The organism is Streptococcus sp. 9.1(2021) (genome assembly GCF_030466425.1).
Taxonomy (GTDB): Bacteria; Bacillota; Bacilli; order Lactobacillales; family Streptococcaceae; genus Streptococcus; species Streptococcus wuxiensis.
This window is the reverse complement of sequence record NZ_JAGQFU010000001.1, coordinates 326,273-342,049: the sequence shown is the minus strand read 5'-3', so window position 1 is coordinate 342,049 and position 15,777 is coordinate 326,273. Positions and strand designations below refer to the sequence as shown.

The 15,777-nt window shown below is 37.5% G+C and carries 18 protein-coding genes and 1 tRNA gene; 3 read left to right on the top strand and 16 right to left on the bottom strand.

Features of this window, described 5'->3' with window-relative positions; genetic code table 11:
* The 8 genes from KBU52_RS01720 to KBU52_RS01685 all read right to left on the bottom strand — a co-directional run bounded on the left by KBU52_RS01720 (position 1) and on the right by KBU52_RS01685 (position 4,680).
* Positions 1 to 795, bottom strand: a complete 795-nt coding sequence (locus tag KBU52_RS01720) for an ABC-2 family transporter protein (protein ID WP_254724104.1) — start codon at positions 793 to 795, stop codon at positions 1 to 3.
* On the bottom strand, positions 792 to 1,778 hold the full coding sequence (locus KBU52_RS01715; RefSeq protein WP_003010129.1) for an ATP-binding cassette domain-containing protein: 987 nt from the start codon (positions 1,776 to 1,778) through the stop codon (positions 792 to 794). Before KBU52_RS01715 ends, KBU52_RS01720 begins: the two co-directional genes overlap by 4 nt.
* 804 nt (positions 1,779 to 2,582) lie before the next feature.
* Positions 2,583 to 2,654: transfer RNA gene (locus tag KBU52_RS01710), tRNA-Arg, on the bottom strand.
* 42 nt (positions 2,655 to 2,696) lie between these two features.
* Positions 2,697 to 3,044, bottom strand: coding sequence for a 50S ribosomal protein L19 (rplS, locus tag KBU52_RS01705; protein WP_001068670.1), 348 nt, complete (start codon positions 3,042 to 3,044; stop codon positions 2,697 to 2,699).
* Positions 3,045 to 3,162: 118 nt separating this feature from the next.
* Positions 3,163 to 3,492, bottom strand: coding sequence for a fluoride efflux transporter CrcB (gene crcB, locus KBU52_RS01700; RefSeq protein WP_247921436.1), 330 nt, complete (start codon positions 3,490 to 3,492; stop codon positions 3,163 to 3,165).
* Entirely contained in the window at positions 3,486 to 3,860 is a 375-nt protein-coding gene (crcB, locus tag KBU52_RS01695; RefSeq protein ID WP_247921435.1) for a fluoride efflux transporter CrcB, read from the bottom strand. Before crcB (KBU52_RS01695) ends, crcB (KBU52_RS01700) begins: the two co-directional genes overlap by 7 nt.
* Positions 3,857 to 4,123, bottom strand: coding sequence for a chorismate mutase (locus KBU52_RS01690; RefSeq protein ID WP_006148651.1), 267 nt, complete (start codon positions 4,121 to 4,123; stop codon positions 3,857 to 3,859). The genes crcB (KBU52_RS01695) and KBU52_RS01690 overlap by 4 nt, the downstream gene beginning before the upstream one ends.
* 113 nt (positions 4,124 to 4,236) lie before the next feature.
* Positions 4,237 to 4,680, bottom strand: a complete 444-nt coding sequence (locus KBU52_RS01685; RefSeq protein WP_004253355.1) for a flavodoxin — start codon at positions 4,678 to 4,680, stop codon at positions 4,237 to 4,239.
* A gap of 103 nt (positions 4,681 to 4,783) precedes the next feature.
* Between KBU52_RS01685 and KBU52_RS01680 the strand changes: the two genes are divergently transcribed.
* Both KBU52_RS01680 and KBU52_RS01675 read left to right on the top strand, forming a co-directional pair.
* Complete coding sequence (locus KBU52_RS01680; RefSeq protein WP_254724103.1) at positions 4,784 to 5,722, top strand: bifunctional oligoribonuclease/PAP phosphatase NrnA; 939 nt, start codon at positions 4,784 to 4,786, stop codon at positions 5,720 to 5,722.
* Positions 5,723 to 5,814: 92 nt separating this feature from the next.
* A complete protein-coding gene (locus KBU52_RS01675) occupies positions 5,815 to 6,057 on the top strand; it encodes a type B 50S ribosomal protein L31 (RefSeq protein WP_004253349.1) in 243 nt (80 codons plus the stop codon).
* A 214-nt stretch (positions 6,058 to 6,271) separates the two neighbouring features.
* Here KBU52_RS01675 and KBU52_RS01670 read toward each other — a convergent pair whose 3' ends face one another.
* The 4 genes from KBU52_RS01670 to KBU52_RS01655 all read right to left on the bottom strand — a co-directional run bounded on the left by KBU52_RS01670 (position 6,272) and on the right by KBU52_RS01655 (position 10,048).
* Complete coding sequence (locus tag KBU52_RS01670; RefSeq protein ID WP_004253345.1) at positions 6,272 to 6,547, bottom strand: HU family DNA-binding protein; 276 nt, start codon at positions 6,545 to 6,547, stop codon at positions 6,272 to 6,274.
* Between the two features lie 108 nt (positions 6,548 to 6,655).
* The gene (locus KBU52_RS01665; protein ID WP_254724102.1) at positions 6,656 to 7,492 is read right to left on the bottom strand and encodes a DegV family protein; all 837 of its coding nucleotides are present in this window, start codon (positions 7,490 to 7,492) and stop codon (positions 6,656 to 6,658) included.
* 170 nt (positions 7,493 to 7,662) lie between these two features.
* The gene (locus KBU52_RS01660) at positions 7,663 to 8,895 is read right to left on the bottom strand and encodes a tetratricopeptide repeat protein (RefSeq protein WP_254724101.1); all 1,233 of its coding nucleotides are present in this window, start codon (positions 8,893 to 8,895) and stop codon (positions 7,663 to 7,665) included.
* Positions 8,885 to 10,048: an AI-2E family transporter gene (locus KBU52_RS01655; protein ID WP_254724100.1), complete on the bottom strand. Its 1,164-nt coding sequence runs from the start codon at positions 10,046 to 10,048 to the stop codon at positions 8,885 to 8,887. The genes KBU52_RS01660 and KBU52_RS01655 overlap by 11 nt, the downstream gene beginning before the upstream one ends.
* Positions 10,049 to 10,236: 188 nt before the next feature.
* On the opposite strand from KBU52_RS01655, the gene KBU52_RS01650 reads away from it, so the two are divergent.
* Positions 10,237 to 11,256 (top strand): lactonase family protein, encoded by a 1,020-nt coding sequence (locus tag KBU52_RS01650; RefSeq protein ID WP_254724099.1) that lies wholly within the window; start codon positions 10,237 to 10,239, stop codon positions 11,254 to 11,256.
* A 37-nt stretch (positions 11,257 to 11,293) separates the two neighbouring features.
* Here KBU52_RS01650 and KBU52_RS01645 read toward each other — a convergent pair whose 3' ends face one another.
* From KBU52_RS01645 to atpA, 4 genes are all read right to left on the bottom strand, one after another.
* Positions 11,294 to 11,713, bottom strand: a complete 420-nt coding sequence (locus KBU52_RS01645; RefSeq protein ID WP_006148659.1) for a F0F1 ATP synthase subunit epsilon — start codon at positions 11,711 to 11,713, stop codon at positions 11,294 to 11,296.
* A gap of 10 nt (positions 11,714 to 11,723) precedes the next feature.
* On the bottom strand, positions 11,724 to 13,130 hold the full coding sequence (gene atpD, locus KBU52_RS01640; protein ID WP_036757320.1) for a F0F1 ATP synthase subunit beta: 1,407 nt from the start codon (positions 13,128 to 13,130) through the stop codon (positions 11,724 to 11,726).
* A gap of 237 nt (positions 13,131 to 13,367) precedes the next feature.
* Entirely contained in the window at positions 13,368 to 14,246 is an 879-nt protein-coding gene (locus KBU52_RS01635; RefSeq protein WP_254724098.1) for a F0F1 ATP synthase subunit gamma, read from the bottom strand.
* A 15-nt stretch (positions 14,247 to 14,261) separates the two neighbouring features.
* Positions 14,262 to 15,767, bottom strand: coding sequence for a F0F1 ATP synthase subunit alpha (gene atpA / locus KBU52_RS01630; protein ID WP_006152674.1), 1,506 nt, complete (start codon positions 15,765 to 15,767; stop codon positions 14,262 to 14,264).
* Positions 15,768 to 15,777 lie beyond the last annotated feature (10 nt).

Sequence of the window (15,777 nt, the reverse complement as noted above, 5' to 3'; positions counted from 1 at the left end):
TTATCCTCCCACATTTGAGAAGTGCTCCACTCCTTTTCTCAATATGAATCTTGATATAATATAAAAAATGATGCACCAAATCAATTGAATACAAATAATTCTCAAATAGTCTATTAATTTATATGTATCATTACTAAACATCTGAAGCGGTTCATATACTAAGTATTTAAAAGGTAATATATCTAAAAACAGACGAAAATTATTTGAAAAAAAACTTAAAGGCAATAATATTCCTGATAAAAACTGAATTACTATTTCTTTAACAGTAAGGACAAAAAATATATTTTCTAACCAAAAAGAAAGCATACCTACACAACATGATATTAAAAACCATAGAACCATAGATAGAATAATTGCAATACTTCCTAAAATAAGAATTTCAATGGTTAATAACTCATTCTTGTAATAAACACTGGAGAATAAAATGACAGGAATGATGATAAATAATAAATGAGCAAGCCTATCTCCAAGCATTTTACAAAAATAATACTTATAAAAAGTAACAGGTTTTATTAATATGCTAAAAAAATTTCCTGAATGAACATCGTCATTGATTTCCCAATCAACTGGATAAAAAACAAAATATGAAAAAATTATAGTCCCCAAATAGTATTGAACCATTGAGGTAAAATCATATCCTGCTATATTTATCTGGTTACTCTGATATATATACGTCCATAAAAATACTGATATCATAATTTGTATACTTGCCTGTAACATTAACAATAGTACACTTGATTTATAGTTCAAAATAGATCGAAATGATATCAGAATAATAGACATTTCTTTTTTCAATTGTGCTCCTTTTTTGTAAAATAGTTTTGTAAAATAATTTCTTCTAAAGAAAGATTTGATATTTCAAAATCTTCTATATCTACAAGCTTATTGATTGATTCTAATGTCTCAAAGACAAAATCTCTAGGTATTTTTAGTATACATTCCGATTTTGTTTGAGAAATGACTACTACTCCTTTAACAGAGCATAACTCTGGTACCAAATCTAATGTCATTTTTATCTTTAAATATTTAAAATCAGAAAATTTAGATAAAATAACATCCATTGACTCCTGCAAAATAATTTTTCCTTTGTCAATGACGATTAATTCGTCACAAACAGACGAAATATCATCCATATCATGACTCGTTAAAATAATAGTAGTATGACATTCTTCATTCATTTTCTTTAAAAATGTTCTGATATCTTTTTTAGACTGTATATCTAACCCTATAGTAGGCTCGTCTAAAAATAATATTTCCGGACTTGTTAAAGATGCCGCGATAAACTCCATTTTCATTTTTTGTCCAAGAGAGAGGGTCCGGACCTGCTGGTAAAGCTGATCTTTTACATTCAACAAATTGCTTAATTCCTGAATTCGTTCTTGTAAAATCGCCGGTTCTACCTCATATAAAGTACCAATCAATTGAAAATAATCCATAGCCGAAACATCTTGAAATAACTGTAATTTATTTCCTACTACTATTGAAATTTTTTTTCTAAAATTTATACTTCTTTTAAATGGAATTTCTCCATTCACTTCTAATTTTCCGGAACTAGGATAAAGAGTCCCAGTCAACATTTTAATCGTTGTGGATTTACCAGCTCCATTACTCCCAATAAAGCCAACTATACTCCCTCTCTTAATCGTAAAACTAATATCTTGAACAGCTCGAATCGTTATTTGATTACGTTTCAAAAATCTCTTGATAAATGGGAGTCTTGAATCAAAATTATAAAAATTTTTAGATAAATTCTGAGCATTAATAACTATTTCACTCATATATCTCTCCTTTCGATAAAATATATTTACTTGTACTTTTTCCATACTTTACCAAAATGCTAAAGATTGAGCTAAAATCTTCGGGATGGGTAAAATAATAGATGTTAAATATATGTCTTCGTGTACTTCTGTTATTAAATCAATAATCCTCTGACTACTCTTAGAAGATATCAAAAATTCCGACCACAACGTTTCTTATTGATTTTATAACGGTTATAGTAATCATACATTTAAAGATTCAAATTCCATAATCCATTCCTTGCTATTCATAAATTACCTCCATTTTTTATAGTCAGTCTAATATCTACAATTTTCTATATAATATTATTGTATCATTATTTTATATATTCGTATATAAATAAGACAATATTCCTCATAACTAATTTACATTAAACAGAGATAAATCAGTCAAAAATTAATTATTTAACTAACATAGCGAGCATAAATAACTTATACCTATAAAGACTTACTCCTATGATCTACTTAACCTCATAATCATCAAAATCAAAACAAATATTTAGTCAAATTTTGGTCACACTTTGGTCAAAAATTCCAAAAATACTAAGTTATTTTAGACAGACAATTCAAATTTTTATACATATTAAATACAAAATAAAATAGACCAGCTTCCTGATCTACTTTATTCTATATTCATAAAAATCAAAACAAATTTTTGGTCAAATTTTGGTCAACGTTTGGTCAAAAAAACAAAATATACTATACTATTTTAAAAAACTAAATTGTGATGATTGCCTATAAATAAAGACTTTAAATATTCTTTATGTTTCTTTACGCTTCTTAAAATGCCCCCTGCAGGAATCGAACCTGCAACTACTCCTTAGGAGGGAGTTGTTATATCCATTGAACTAAGGGAGCTAGAGAAAAACCCTGCCTTGCAGCAGAGTTTTTATCATCGAATTAACGACGGATTTCTTTGATACGAGCTGCCTTACCTTGAAGAGCACGCAAGTAGTACAATTTCGCACGACGTACTTTACCGTAACGAACAACTTCGATCTTTTCAACACGTGGAGTGTGGATTGGGAAGATACGTTCAACACCTACACCGTTAGAGATTTTACGGACTGTGTAGTTTTCTGAGATGCCAGCACCTTTACGTGCAATAACAACACCTTCAAAGATCTGAACACGTTCACGGTTTCCTTCGACAACTTTCGCGTGTACACGAACAGTGTCACCAGGACGGAATGAAGGGATATCTGTACGAAGTTGACCTTCAGTCAAGCTTTGGATTAATGGATTCATTTTATTCTCCTATCTTTGTCAATCTTGAGGAAACTTCCTCAGCGGATAAACTGTATTTTTGTGCGTCCATTACACACAAGATACAGTTTATCAAAATTCCTAGAAAAAGTAAAGAAATTTAAAGCAAAATTCCCAAAAAAATTGCAAGAAAACCAAGCAAGTAGGTTAATAATAAATAACTATAAAATGCCTTCTTGTCATTGATCAGTCTTTGGAGTTCATCATTCAAAGTTGAGAAAGTAGTCAAGCCACCACAAAAACCTGTCGCAAGGATAAGATAGATTTCTTTTGATTCCACATGATTATAAAATAAGCCAATCAGAAAACAGCCAAGAATATTGGCTATGAGAGTTCCTAGAGGCAGTACTGAACCCTGATTATAACGGGAAAAGAAATAACGAACAAGAGCACCCAGTCCACAAGCAAGTGCTAGATAAAATACTACCATTTCTTCCTCCCTAGACAATAAGCTAATAAAAGTCCGCCACCGACGCTCAAAATCAAATACGTCACCAAACTAAGGTACCGCCCTGTGTCCAGCAATTTCACTGCATCTAATAGGAGACTAGAAAAAGTCGTTAAGCCACCACAGAATCCTGTTCCAAGCGCTAGAATAGTGCCTTTACTACTTCCCTTATAAACCAGATAACCTTTTACAAGGTAGACAAGGCAAAAAATTCCTAAATAGTTGACTACTAGTGTTCCCCAAGGGAAGTCTGGACTAGATGGCAACCATCTCGAAATCTGAAAACGCACAATTCCCCCCAGCATACCAGCTAGAAAGATTCCTAGAGGGTAAAATTTTTCTTTTTTCATTTGATCGTTTTATCCTGATAATCACGTGAACGTTTGAGAATATCTGAAAAAGTCTCAACAATTGTATCTTCGTATTTTTTATTGCCTACACGACTTTTGACTTTCTCAAAGATAACTTCTTCTCTTTTAGTATCTAGAATAGGTTTTCCTGAAGCTTTTTTATAGGCAACTACTCCTTCAACTAAATGCATCCTCTCTTCTAAAAGTTGAACGATCTGGTCATCGATTTTATCGATTTCTTGTCGAATATTATCTAAATCCATAGAGTCTCCTTTTTAATTGAACTATTGTACCAAAAAGCACTAAATAGGCTAGTAAAGTCCTAATCCTGTTTAATAAAAACTGCACTGACAACTTTCATCAGTGCACTTCATGCTTATCCTACTTTAGCAGCCAATTCTTCTGCGAATTGCTCCAAGCGTTCAATATCTTCTTCCTCGGCAGAAAGGTCAACTTTAACGCACTCTGAACCCTTTTCAGCTCCAGTAGCGATAAATACTCGGTCGAAGTCATCAACAGCTTTACAGAATTCATCGTAGAAAGTATCACCTGATCCGACTACACCATAGATTTTACCGCTCAAGTTGAGGTCTGCTAGATCTTCGTAGAAGTCCATCATCTCATCTGGTAATTCTCCATCTCCGTAGGTATAGGTTGCGACAATGGCGATGTCTGCTTCTAAAAAGTCAGAAGCGTCAACGGTTGTACACTCATCAACATCCACTTCTAAACCACATTCTCTTAATTTATCTGCTACAATATCAGCGATTTCTTCAGTATTACCGGTCATACTGGCAAATACAATTTTTGCTAATGCCATAAGGTCCTCCTCAATTAATCTTTCTCCATTATATCACATCTTTTTCATTTTAAAAATAAAAACTCTTGTGCTACAATGAAATGAGAAAGAATTGAGGTTCATTATGGAAATTTGTCACCAAATTTTAGAAAAAATCAAAGCATATAATACTATTATCATCCATCGTCATATGAAACCAGATCCTGACGCTTTGGGGAGTCAGGTAGGTTTAAAAGCCTTGCTTGAGCATCATTTTCCAGAAAAAACGATAAAAGTAGTTGGTTTTAATGAACCAACCTTAACTTGGCTTGCTAAAATGGATCAGGTAGAGGACACAGACTATCAAGGTGCACTTGCCATTATCTGTGATACAGCAAACACAGCACGTATTGATGATAAACGATATCTTAATGCTGAGACAATTATCAAAATTGACCACCATCCAAATGACGAAGTTTACGGCGATCTTGTTTGGGTAGATACGAACTCTAGTAGTGCGAGTGAGATGATTGCTCTTTTTGCTGAAGCAACTAACTTAGAATTATCCGACTACGCTGCTAAAATGCTCTGCGCTGGAATTATTGGTGATACCGGCCGTTTTCTCTACCCTTCTACTTCTGCACGCACGCTTCGTATGGCAAGTCAACTCAGAGAGCATAACTTTGACTACGCTGAATTAACTCGTAAAATGGATACTATAAGCTTTAAGATTGCCAAACTCCAGGGTTATGTCTATGATCACTTAGAAGTTGATGAAAATGGTGCTGCTCGTATCACTCTCACCCAAGAAATCTTGAAGAAATACGACGTTACTGATGCGGAAACAGCAGCCATCGTTGGAGCTCCGGGCCGTATCGATACTATTAGCCTTTGGGGAATCTTTGTGGAGCAAGCAGATGGTCACTACCGCGTACGTCTTCGCAGTAAATTTGTCCCTATCAATGGTGTCGCAAAAGAACATGATGGCGGTGGCCATCCTCTTGCTAGTGGGGCAAATTCGTATAGTTTAGAAGAGAACGAGCTCATCTACCAAAAATTAAAAAACTTGCTGAAAAATAGATAAAAAGCTTGCCAAACTTTTCAGAATCTGATAGACTAGTATGGTAACAATCTATGGCTCGCAAAGAGACCATGGCAGAAAGGAAATATTGCAAAATGAAAAAAGATATCCATCCAGAATATCGCCCAGTTGTCTTTATGGACACAACTACTGGTTACAAATTCCTTAGCGGTTCAACAAAACGCTCTAGCGAAACAGTTGAGTTCGAAGGCGAAACTTACCCATTGATCCGTGTGGAAATTTCATCAGACTCACACCCATTCTACACTGGACGTCAAAAGTTCACTCAAGCAGATGGACGCGTGGATCGTTTCAACAAAAAATACGGTCTCAAATAATCAACCGCATCACTTGTATACGGTTAAACGAAAACAACTTCGATTCGGAGTTGTTTTTTTTGTTTCTTTTATTTTTTCAAGCTTTAATTTTTTTTATAGCTTTTAATAGTCCCAATTCTTATTTCTACTTCTACTTTCGTAACAAGTCCTCCATTAAACAAAAAAACCTACTAACCAAGCTTGACGCTTGATTAATAGGTTTTTTATAAAATCATTATTTAACTGCTTCTTTAAGAGCTTTACCAGCTTTGAATGCTGGAACTTTAGAAGCTTTGATTTTGATTTCTTTACCAGTTTGTGGGTTGCGACCTTTACGAGCTGCACGTTTACGAACTTCGAAGTTACCAAAACCGATCAATTGAACTTTTTCACCAGCTGAAAGGAATTCAGTTACAGCTGCGAATACAGCGTCAACTGCTGCTGCTGAATCTTTCTTAGTCAATTCTGTAGCTTCTGCTACTTTAGCGATCAAATCTTGTTTGTTTGCCATGTTAATGAATCCTCCAAAATTATTTCTAATTAACACTTATAATCATAACCTAAAATTCCTTTTAGGTCAAGTCAAAAACACCTTTTATCTCAATTTTTCTTCATTTTTTTAGGAATTATAGCGAATTAAGATCGCCCAGGCGTTTTCTCCGGTGTGAGTTTGGATAATTGAGCCTGTTTCTAGGACTGAAATCGGTTTTTCAACGTAAGGTTGTAGAACAGCTTTCATCTCGTTTGCAAATTCATTTGTACCTGCATAAGAAATACCAATCTCAGCTACTGAACGATTTGAAAGAGTGGCTACTAACTCATCCAACCATTTCTTAAAGGTTTTTGAACCACGTCCTTTGACAATCGGTTGAAGCTCATGGTCTTTCATTTGCATAACTACTCGAATATTAAGTAAAGAGCTCAGCAAACCAGTAACACGGCCAATGCGACCACCTTTTACAAGATTTTCTAAAGTTGAAACACCGATGTAGAGTTCAGTGTGATTTTTTACGTCCTCTACATGGGTTAGAATAGTTTCAAGGTCTTTTCCTTCTTGAGCTAGTTTAGCAGCTTCCACAACTTGGAACTTCAAGGCCTGATCCGTAAATGAACTATCCAAAACAGTGACATCTGCTGTTGACAAACTTGCTCCTTGACGAGCCGCTTCAACAGTTCCTGATAAAGCATGGGACATGTGAATAGCTAGAATCTGACTACCATCCTTACCCAAATCATCAAAAATTTCTGCAAAGAGTCCCACTGGTGGTTGGCTAGTCTTAGGAAAATTTTTACTAGCTTGCATCAAGCGAAGAAATTCTCCTTCTTCAAGATCTGCATCTGAATAAAGGACACTATCAATCATTACAGATAGTGGAACAACAGTAATATCAAATTCTTTAACCACTTCCGGTTCAATAGTAACCGAAGAATCCGTTACAATTTTTACTTTTGTCATTTTGCCAATCTTTCTATTTTTACTATTGTTGATTATTCAACTTATAACTATAACAATTATATCAAAAAAATACTAAAAGTTCATACTCAATCCACCTAAATTTAAAGCAATTTATACTTCTTTTTAATAAAAAAAGAAAATCACCTATGCTTGGTGATTATCTTTTGTATTTAAGATAAATAATCATACAAATCTTGCATTTGTAAATCATCGGGTACTAATTGGAGATAGGATTGAATGTAGTCTTTTGCTTCTTCTAGCTGACCTAACTCTCTTAACAAATAAATAAACTGTTCCAAAAACTCTGGATTATCCTTGAGTTCAGTAGCAAGTTCCTTATAGAGATCATAGGCTGCATCTAATTCTTCAGTTTCTTGATAACTTCGAGCAATCATCCATTTAGTCAAGAGATTTTCAGGTTCATAGACTGCTAAAGCTAGAATATCTTCGTATCTTTCTTGTTCTTGGTAGATGGTAGCTAAGCGTAGCAAAATTTCTTCCTGGTCATCAGCATTTTCTTGTGCTTGAATCAGATAAGCTTCTGCTTGCTCAGGTTGATGCAACTCATAAGATAGCTGAGATGCAAGGAGTAAGAGCCGAGTTTCAAAAGGATTTTTTGACAAGCCCTGTTGAGCTATTTTAAGAGCTTCTTCTGTCCGATGTTCCTTATGGAGTGCTAAACTATAACCATACTCATAACCCTCAAAATCTGGTGAAATAGTGTCTAGTTGTTTAAAGTATAGTACAGCTTTCTGGTAGTCTTCTTGGTCAAAATAGAGACTCGCAAGCTCAAAGGCTGTTTGGTCATCATATTCTAATTCTAAGGCTTTCTCTAAAAATTCTATTGCAGATTCAAACTTACCTAAACGTGCATAAGCAAGACCAATTCTCTGATATGTCGAAATTCCAGTTTGATCGTAGATAACTCGATTATCTAATTGAGCATAGCCTTTAATGGCTTCTAAATCGTTTCCTAGCTCGCTATCTAGCTCAGCTAGTCCAAATATTAGGAGAGGGTCATCAGAGTAGCTACGAGCTTCTAGAAGCTTCTCACGAGCAACATCTGTCAATCCTTCCATTTGATATAAATCTGCTTTTAAGGCAAGAGCTGATACGTACCATTCACTTTCCAGACCAATATTCTCTAAATAATCAAAAGCCTCCTCAATCAATCCATCCTCACCAGCTATTGCAGCTAGATTGATGTAGACTTCTGGAAATTTCGGCGCTAATTTCTCATAGATTTGTGCAGCTTGTGGGAAGAAACCAATCCCTTCGAGATATGCAGCAAGTTCAAGAAGAACTTCATCTGAATCTTCATCCAGGGCTTTTTGGAAAAAAGATTCTGCTTTTGATAAATCTTGTTGCTCCAAGGCTTCGAGCATTTGTTGACTATTGTTCACGATCAGTCTCCTCTACTGGCTCATAAAGTCCACTAACTCCTTTATACCAATCAAAAATTGCTGAGATGACTACTTTTGCGGAAGCGTAGATTGGAATACCTAGCAATACACCCCAAATACCAAACATGGATCCTGAAGTCAACAGTACAAAAAGAATGGTAATTGGGTGAATATTCAATTGGCTACCCAAAATCAGTGGAGAAACAAAACGTCCCTCTATAGTTTGCTCTACAATGAAAACGATAATAACTTTTAAGAGCATAACAGGACCAGCAATCAAACCCAAAACAAGGGCTGGAATCATTGCAAGAAAACTACCTAGATAAGGAACTAAATTGAGAAAACCGGCTGTAATACCTAAAGTAACAGCATAACGAAGTCCTATAATCTTGAATAAGATAATAAACATGATAGCTACGATTACAGCGACCGTAATTTGTCCTCTAACATAATTGGAAAGTTGTTGATTGACTTCTGAAAGAACCTTACCAACTGGTTCTCTCAATTTATTTGGTAAGAATTGAGTAATATAGTCTCTAAGTCCTTTTCCATCTCGAAGGAGATAAAAGAGCATAAATGGCATGATGATCAGAGCGACAATGACCTGTGACGTTCCACTGATAAGAGCACTCACCCAGTTAACAGCCTTAGAAGAAATATTACTTGCCCAAGCAGTTGCTTGTGTTGAAAAATTAGCTAAAACTTGCTCCAGTTGTGGTCTAAAGTCATCTGGCAAACGCTTGGTTACAAGGTCATTAATGACTCTATCAGCATCTTCGAGATAACTTGGGACATTTTGCGCAAAAATTACTACTTGACGTTGAAGGTTTGGAATTGCAACGGCTAGTCCAATAATCAAGAGTATGGCAATAATGATAAAGATAATACTAATGGCTAAGACACGGTTGATCTTGTACTTCTCCATCAGATCTACTAGTGGATTTAAGAGGTAAAAAAGTAGACCCGATAAAATAACCGGCAACATCACTACTGATAAAAAGTCTATAACTGGGAAAAATAAAAAGCTAATTTTACTGAGAATAAAAATATTGAGACCTAATAACAAGGTCACCAAGAAAACAGTGGTCGCTTTATTGTCTAAAAACCATTTAAAAAACCAAGATAAGGTAAAGTGTTTCTCTTTTTGTTCCATTTTTTCTTCCTTTCCTTTGTCCTAACATTATACCATGTTTTAAGAAAAATAAGGGTTTTTTATAGTCATTTAGCAAGGGATAAATTTGTCTTCTTGACAAGGGAAGAGCTGTTTTTTCTGACTTAGATTTTTCATCAAGCAGGCCTTTTTATGTTATAATTGAATTATCTTTTTCTAGAGGTATGAATATGAAAGAAATAGTATATTTTGGAACCTATACACGACGTATTTCTCAAGGGATTTACAAGGCTGATTTTGATACTGAGACTGGCAAACTCTCAAATCTAGAACTATTTGCAACCGAGCCAAGTCCAACCTACCTAGCCTTTGATCAGCATCAGCATCTCTATACTGTCGGAAGCCATGATGACAAAGGTGGAATCGCAGCATACAAAACTGATGGTGCCCTCCTGAATCACGTCGTTGAAGAAGGTGCTCCTCACTGCTATGTTGCAGTCGATGAGACACGGAGTCTAGTTTATGGCGCTAACTATCATAAAGGTCAAGTTCTAGTCTATAAACGTAAAGAAGATGGCTGTCTTGAATTGGCAGACAAAGTTCAACATACTGGCCATGGTCCACATGAAAACCAATCTTCTCCCCACGTACACTACACCGATTTAACACCAGACCAATATTTGGTAACTTGTGACTTGGGTACTGACGAAGTCACTACCTATGATGTCAATCTAGAAGGAAAGTTGACGAAACTAGCAACTTATAATTGTAATCCTGGCGCTGGTGCTCGTCACCTTGTTTTCCACCACCACTACAAGATTGCTTATCTCATCTGTGAACTCAACAGTACGATTGAAGTTTTGATTTACGATGGAGTCGGAGAATTTGAACAAATGCAGGTCATTTCAACCTTACCAGATGACTATAGTGACTTTAATGGTACTGCGGCTATTCGTCTTTCTAAAGATGGTAAATTCCTCTACGCTTCTAACCGAGGTCATGATTCTATCGCTGTTTATAGCATTTTAGTAGATGGAAGCTTGGAATTATTAGAGATTGTTCCAACCAATGGGAAAAATCCACGTGATTTTGATTTAACACCTGACCAAGAATTCCTTATCGCTGTTCACCAGGATTCTGATAACGCAACAGTCTTTAAGCGCAATCCTGAAACTGGTAGACTGGCAGAACTATCTAATGAATTTCATGTTCCTGAAGCAGTCTGCATAATTTCACTAAATAAGAAATAATAAAAAATGAACTTGATTTAACAAGTTCATTTTTATTTTATAATTTATTTCCGACATTGATACGGTTAATAGCACGTTGCAATGCAATTTTAGCACGGCGCTCTTGGTCGATTAAGTGTTTGTCTTGTGCTTCTTCAATTTCGCGTTCTGCACGAAGTTTAGCACGTTCTGCACGACTAACATCAATATCGCGCGCACGTTCAGCTGAGTCAGCAATAATGGTAATGACATTATTAGCAATCTCAATGATTCCTCCGTTTACTGCAATCCAGTTCACATGAGTATCATCATCGATGCGTTTTACCTTTACTTCATCAACTGCTAGAACCGCAATCATATTTTCATGTCGTGGCAAGATCCCCATCTCACCATCCAGAGTTCGTACCGATACAAAGCTGGCATGGTGATCATAGACGAGGCCATCTGGTGTCACGATCTGGACAGTTAAATGTGCCATAGATCACCTCTTAAAATCCCATTTTTTCAGCCTTAGCAATAACATCTTCGATTGAACCTACTCCACGGAAGGCATCTTCTGGCAGATGATCGTATTTACCGTCGAGAATTTCCTTGAAGCCACGAACAGTTTCAGCTACTGGAACATAGGATCCTGGTTGACCAGTAAATTGTTCTGCAACGTTGAAGTTTTGTGACAAGAAGAACTGAATACGGCGTGCACGAGCAACCAAAGTCTTTTCTTCATCAGAAAGTTCATCCATACCAAGGATGGCAATGATATCTTGCAACTCATGGTAACGTTGAAGAACACGTTTCACTTCAGCAGCTACTGCATAGTGCTCTTCTCCAACAATTTCAGGTGCCAAGGCACGTGAGCTTGAAGCAAGAGGGTCAACGGCAGGGTAAATCCCCAATTGAACCAATTTACGTTCCAAGTTAGTTGTTGAGTCCAAGTGAGCAAAAGCTGTTGCTGGCGCTGGGTCAGTATAGTCATCCGCTGGCACATAGATAGCCTGGATAGAGGTTACAGAACCCTTCTTAGTTGACGTGATACGTTCTTGCAATTGACCCATTTCTGTTGCGAGGGTTGGTTGATAACCAACGGCTGAAGGCATACGACCCAAAAGGGCAGATACTTCTGAACCAGCTTGTGTGAAACGGAAAATGTTGTCAATGAAGAGAAGAACGTCTTGACCTTCTACATCACGGAAGTATTCAGCGATTGTCAAACCAGTAAGAGCAACACGCATACGTGCTCCTGGTGGCTCATTCATCTGACCAAATACCATAGCTGTTTTTTCGATAACGCCTGATTCTTTCATTTCCCAGTAGAGGTCGTTCCCTTCACGAGTACGTTCCCCAACACCAGTAAATACTGAGATCCCACCGTGTTCTTGGGCGATGTTGTGAATCAATTCTTGGATCAAAACGGTCTTACCAACTCCGGCACCACCGAAGAGTCCGACCTTACCACCTTTAAGGTAAGGGGCAAGAAGGTCGATAACCTTGATCCCTGTTTCTAGAATTTCTGAAGAGGTAGACAATTCATCAAAAGTTGGTGCTTTTTTATGAATTGGCTGACGCTCTGCATCTTCACCAAAAGGAGCTTCCAAGTCAATGGTATCTCCCAAAACGTTGAAGACACGTCCTAGAGTTTCTTTCCCAACTGGTACTGAGATTGGACGGCCTGTGTCCAATACTTCCAAACCACGGGTCAAGCCATCAGTTGATTCCATAGCGATAGTACGAATCATACCATCTCCCAACTCCAAGGCTACTTCAAGGACGATTTTTGTTTTTCTTTCGTCATTTTTGTAGACGACAAGTGCATTATTAATCTCTGGTAGTTTCTCACCTGCTGCAAACATGACGTCTACAACGGGACCGATAACCTGAGCAATTTTACCTGAACTCATCTACTTCTCCTATTCTGTATAAGATACTGTCGGTTCCTAGCTCAACTAGGTCCTAATACTCTTCGATAATCTAATTCAAACCACGTCAGCGTCGCCTTACCGTATATATGTTACTGACTTCGTCAGTTCTATCTACAACCTCAAAGCAGTGCTTTGAGCAACCTGCGACTAGCTTCCTAGTTTGCTCTTTGATTTTCATTGAGTATAAGTTCATTTTCATACGAGCTGGACTAGAGCCTATTCTAAGGCACTAGCTCCTGCTACGATTTCTGTAATTTCTTGTGTAATCGCCGCCTGTCTGGCACGGTTATACTGGATAGTCAAATCATTGATAACTTTTTTAGCATTATCTGTCGCTGTTTGCATAGCCGTCATCCCTGCCGCATTTTCAGCTGTCTTAGCATCAATTATAGCACCGTAAATCATACTTTCTGCAAACTGTGGCAATAGTTGATCCAAGATTTCTTCACGACTTGTCTCAAGCTCAAATGTCAAGCTGTAATTATCATCTGCTTCATTTGGGTCCAAGTCGACAATTGGAAGCATCTGCTCCACACGCATTTGACTTGTCAGTGTATTCACGTGGTGGTTGTAGCAAACATAGAGCTCATCGAAAAGTTCATTTTGGTACATTTCAATAGTTTTTGAAATAATCTTGCGAACTTCATCGAAGCTTGGTTGACTGGCTAGACCACGCAATTCATAAATTGGCTGAATACCACGAGCTTTAAAGAAGTCTGCTCCCATACCACCGATACAGATGACTTCAAAATCATCACCTGAAGGATGGTATTCTTGTTGAAGTTCCATGACAGCCTTCAAGATTGAAGAGTTATAGCCTCCAACAAGACCACGGTCAGATGTAATGACGATATAGCCTGTTTTTTTGACCGGGCGGCTAATCAACATTGGATTTGTTAATCCGCCAGCACCATCTCCGTGAAGGATATCTGTAAGGAGTTTACGGACTTTTTGAGCATAAATCTGGAAGTTGCGTGCAGCTTCTTCAGAACGACCTAACTTGGCTGCAGAAACCATCTGCATGGCGTTAGTAATTTGACTAGTATTTTTCGTTGAGGCGATTTTTGTTTTAATATCATTTAGAGATACTGCCATCTGACACCTCTATTCTTATTGGAAGCTGGATTGGTTGAGAAACTCAGTAATCGCAGCATCCAAGACCGCTTCTTCTGGCAAGTCTTTTGTTTCACGAATAGTTTCCAAAATCTCTGGATGTTGCGCATCAAAGAAGGCATGGAATTCTTCCTCAAAACGAACAATATCATCAACTGATATAGTATCCAGGAATCCATGAGTCAAGGCATACAGAATGGTTACTTGTTTCTCAACAGGTAGTGGTTTATGAACTGGTTGTTTCAATACTTCTACAGTACGACGACCACGGTTCAATTTAGCCTGTGTAGCTGCATCCAAGTCTGAACCAAATTTAGTGAAGGCTTCCAACTCTCGGTATGAAGCAAGGTCGATACGAAGAGTACCAGCAACCTTCTTCATGGCTTTAATCTGAGCTGAACCACCTACACGAGATACAGAAGAACCCGCATCAATAGCTGGACGAATACCCGCATTAAAGAGACTATCACTTAGGAAGATTTGTCCATCCGTAATAGAGATTACGTTTGTGGCGATATAAGCTGAGATATCTCCTGCTTGTGTCTCGATAAATGGAAGAGCCGTGATAGATCCACCGCCAAGCTCATCTGAAACTTTAGCAGAACGCTCAAGTAGACGACTGTGAAGGTAGAAGACATCCCCTGGGAAGGCCTCACGACCTGGTGGACGACGGAGCAAGAGAGAAAGTTCACGATAAGCTACCGCTTGTTTAGATAGGTCATCATAAACGATCAAGACATGCTTCCCTTGGTACATGAACTCTTCTGCCATAGCAACTCCAGCATATGGTGCGAGGTAGAGCAATGGTGAAGGCTGTGAAGCTGAAGCTGTCACAACGATTGTGTAATCCAAGGCACCGTACTGACGAAGTGTTTCCACTTGTGTACGAACTGTTGATTCTTTTTGTCCAATCGCTACATAGATACAAATCATATCTTGACCTTTTTGGTTCAAGATAGCGTCAATAGCGATAGTTGTCTTCCCTGTTTGACGGTCACCAATGATCAACTCACGTTGACCACGACCGATTGGAACAAGGGCGTCAATAGCTTTCAAACCCGTTTGCAATGGTTCTGATACAGACTTACGTTGCATAACACCAGGAGCTGGTGCTTCAACTGGACGAGTCTTATCTGTGTTGATTGGACCCAAACCGTCTACAGGACGACCAAGGGGATCGACAACACGTCCAATCAAGCTATCACCAACTGGAACTTCCATGATTTTCCCTGTACGACGAATTGTATCGCCTTCACGGATATCTGTAAAGTCCCCAAGGATGATAATACCGACATCTGTTGATTCCAAGTTTTGCGCCATACCATAAGAGCCATTTTCAAAAATCAACAGCTCACCACTCATGGCATTTTCAAGACCATGAGCACGCGCAATCCCGTCACCAATATAGGTTACAACACCTGTTTCAGTCACATCAAAATTGGGTTTGAAATTTTCAATTTGTTGCTTAATTAAAGCGCTGATTTCTTGTGCGTTAATTGCCAAAAGAACACCA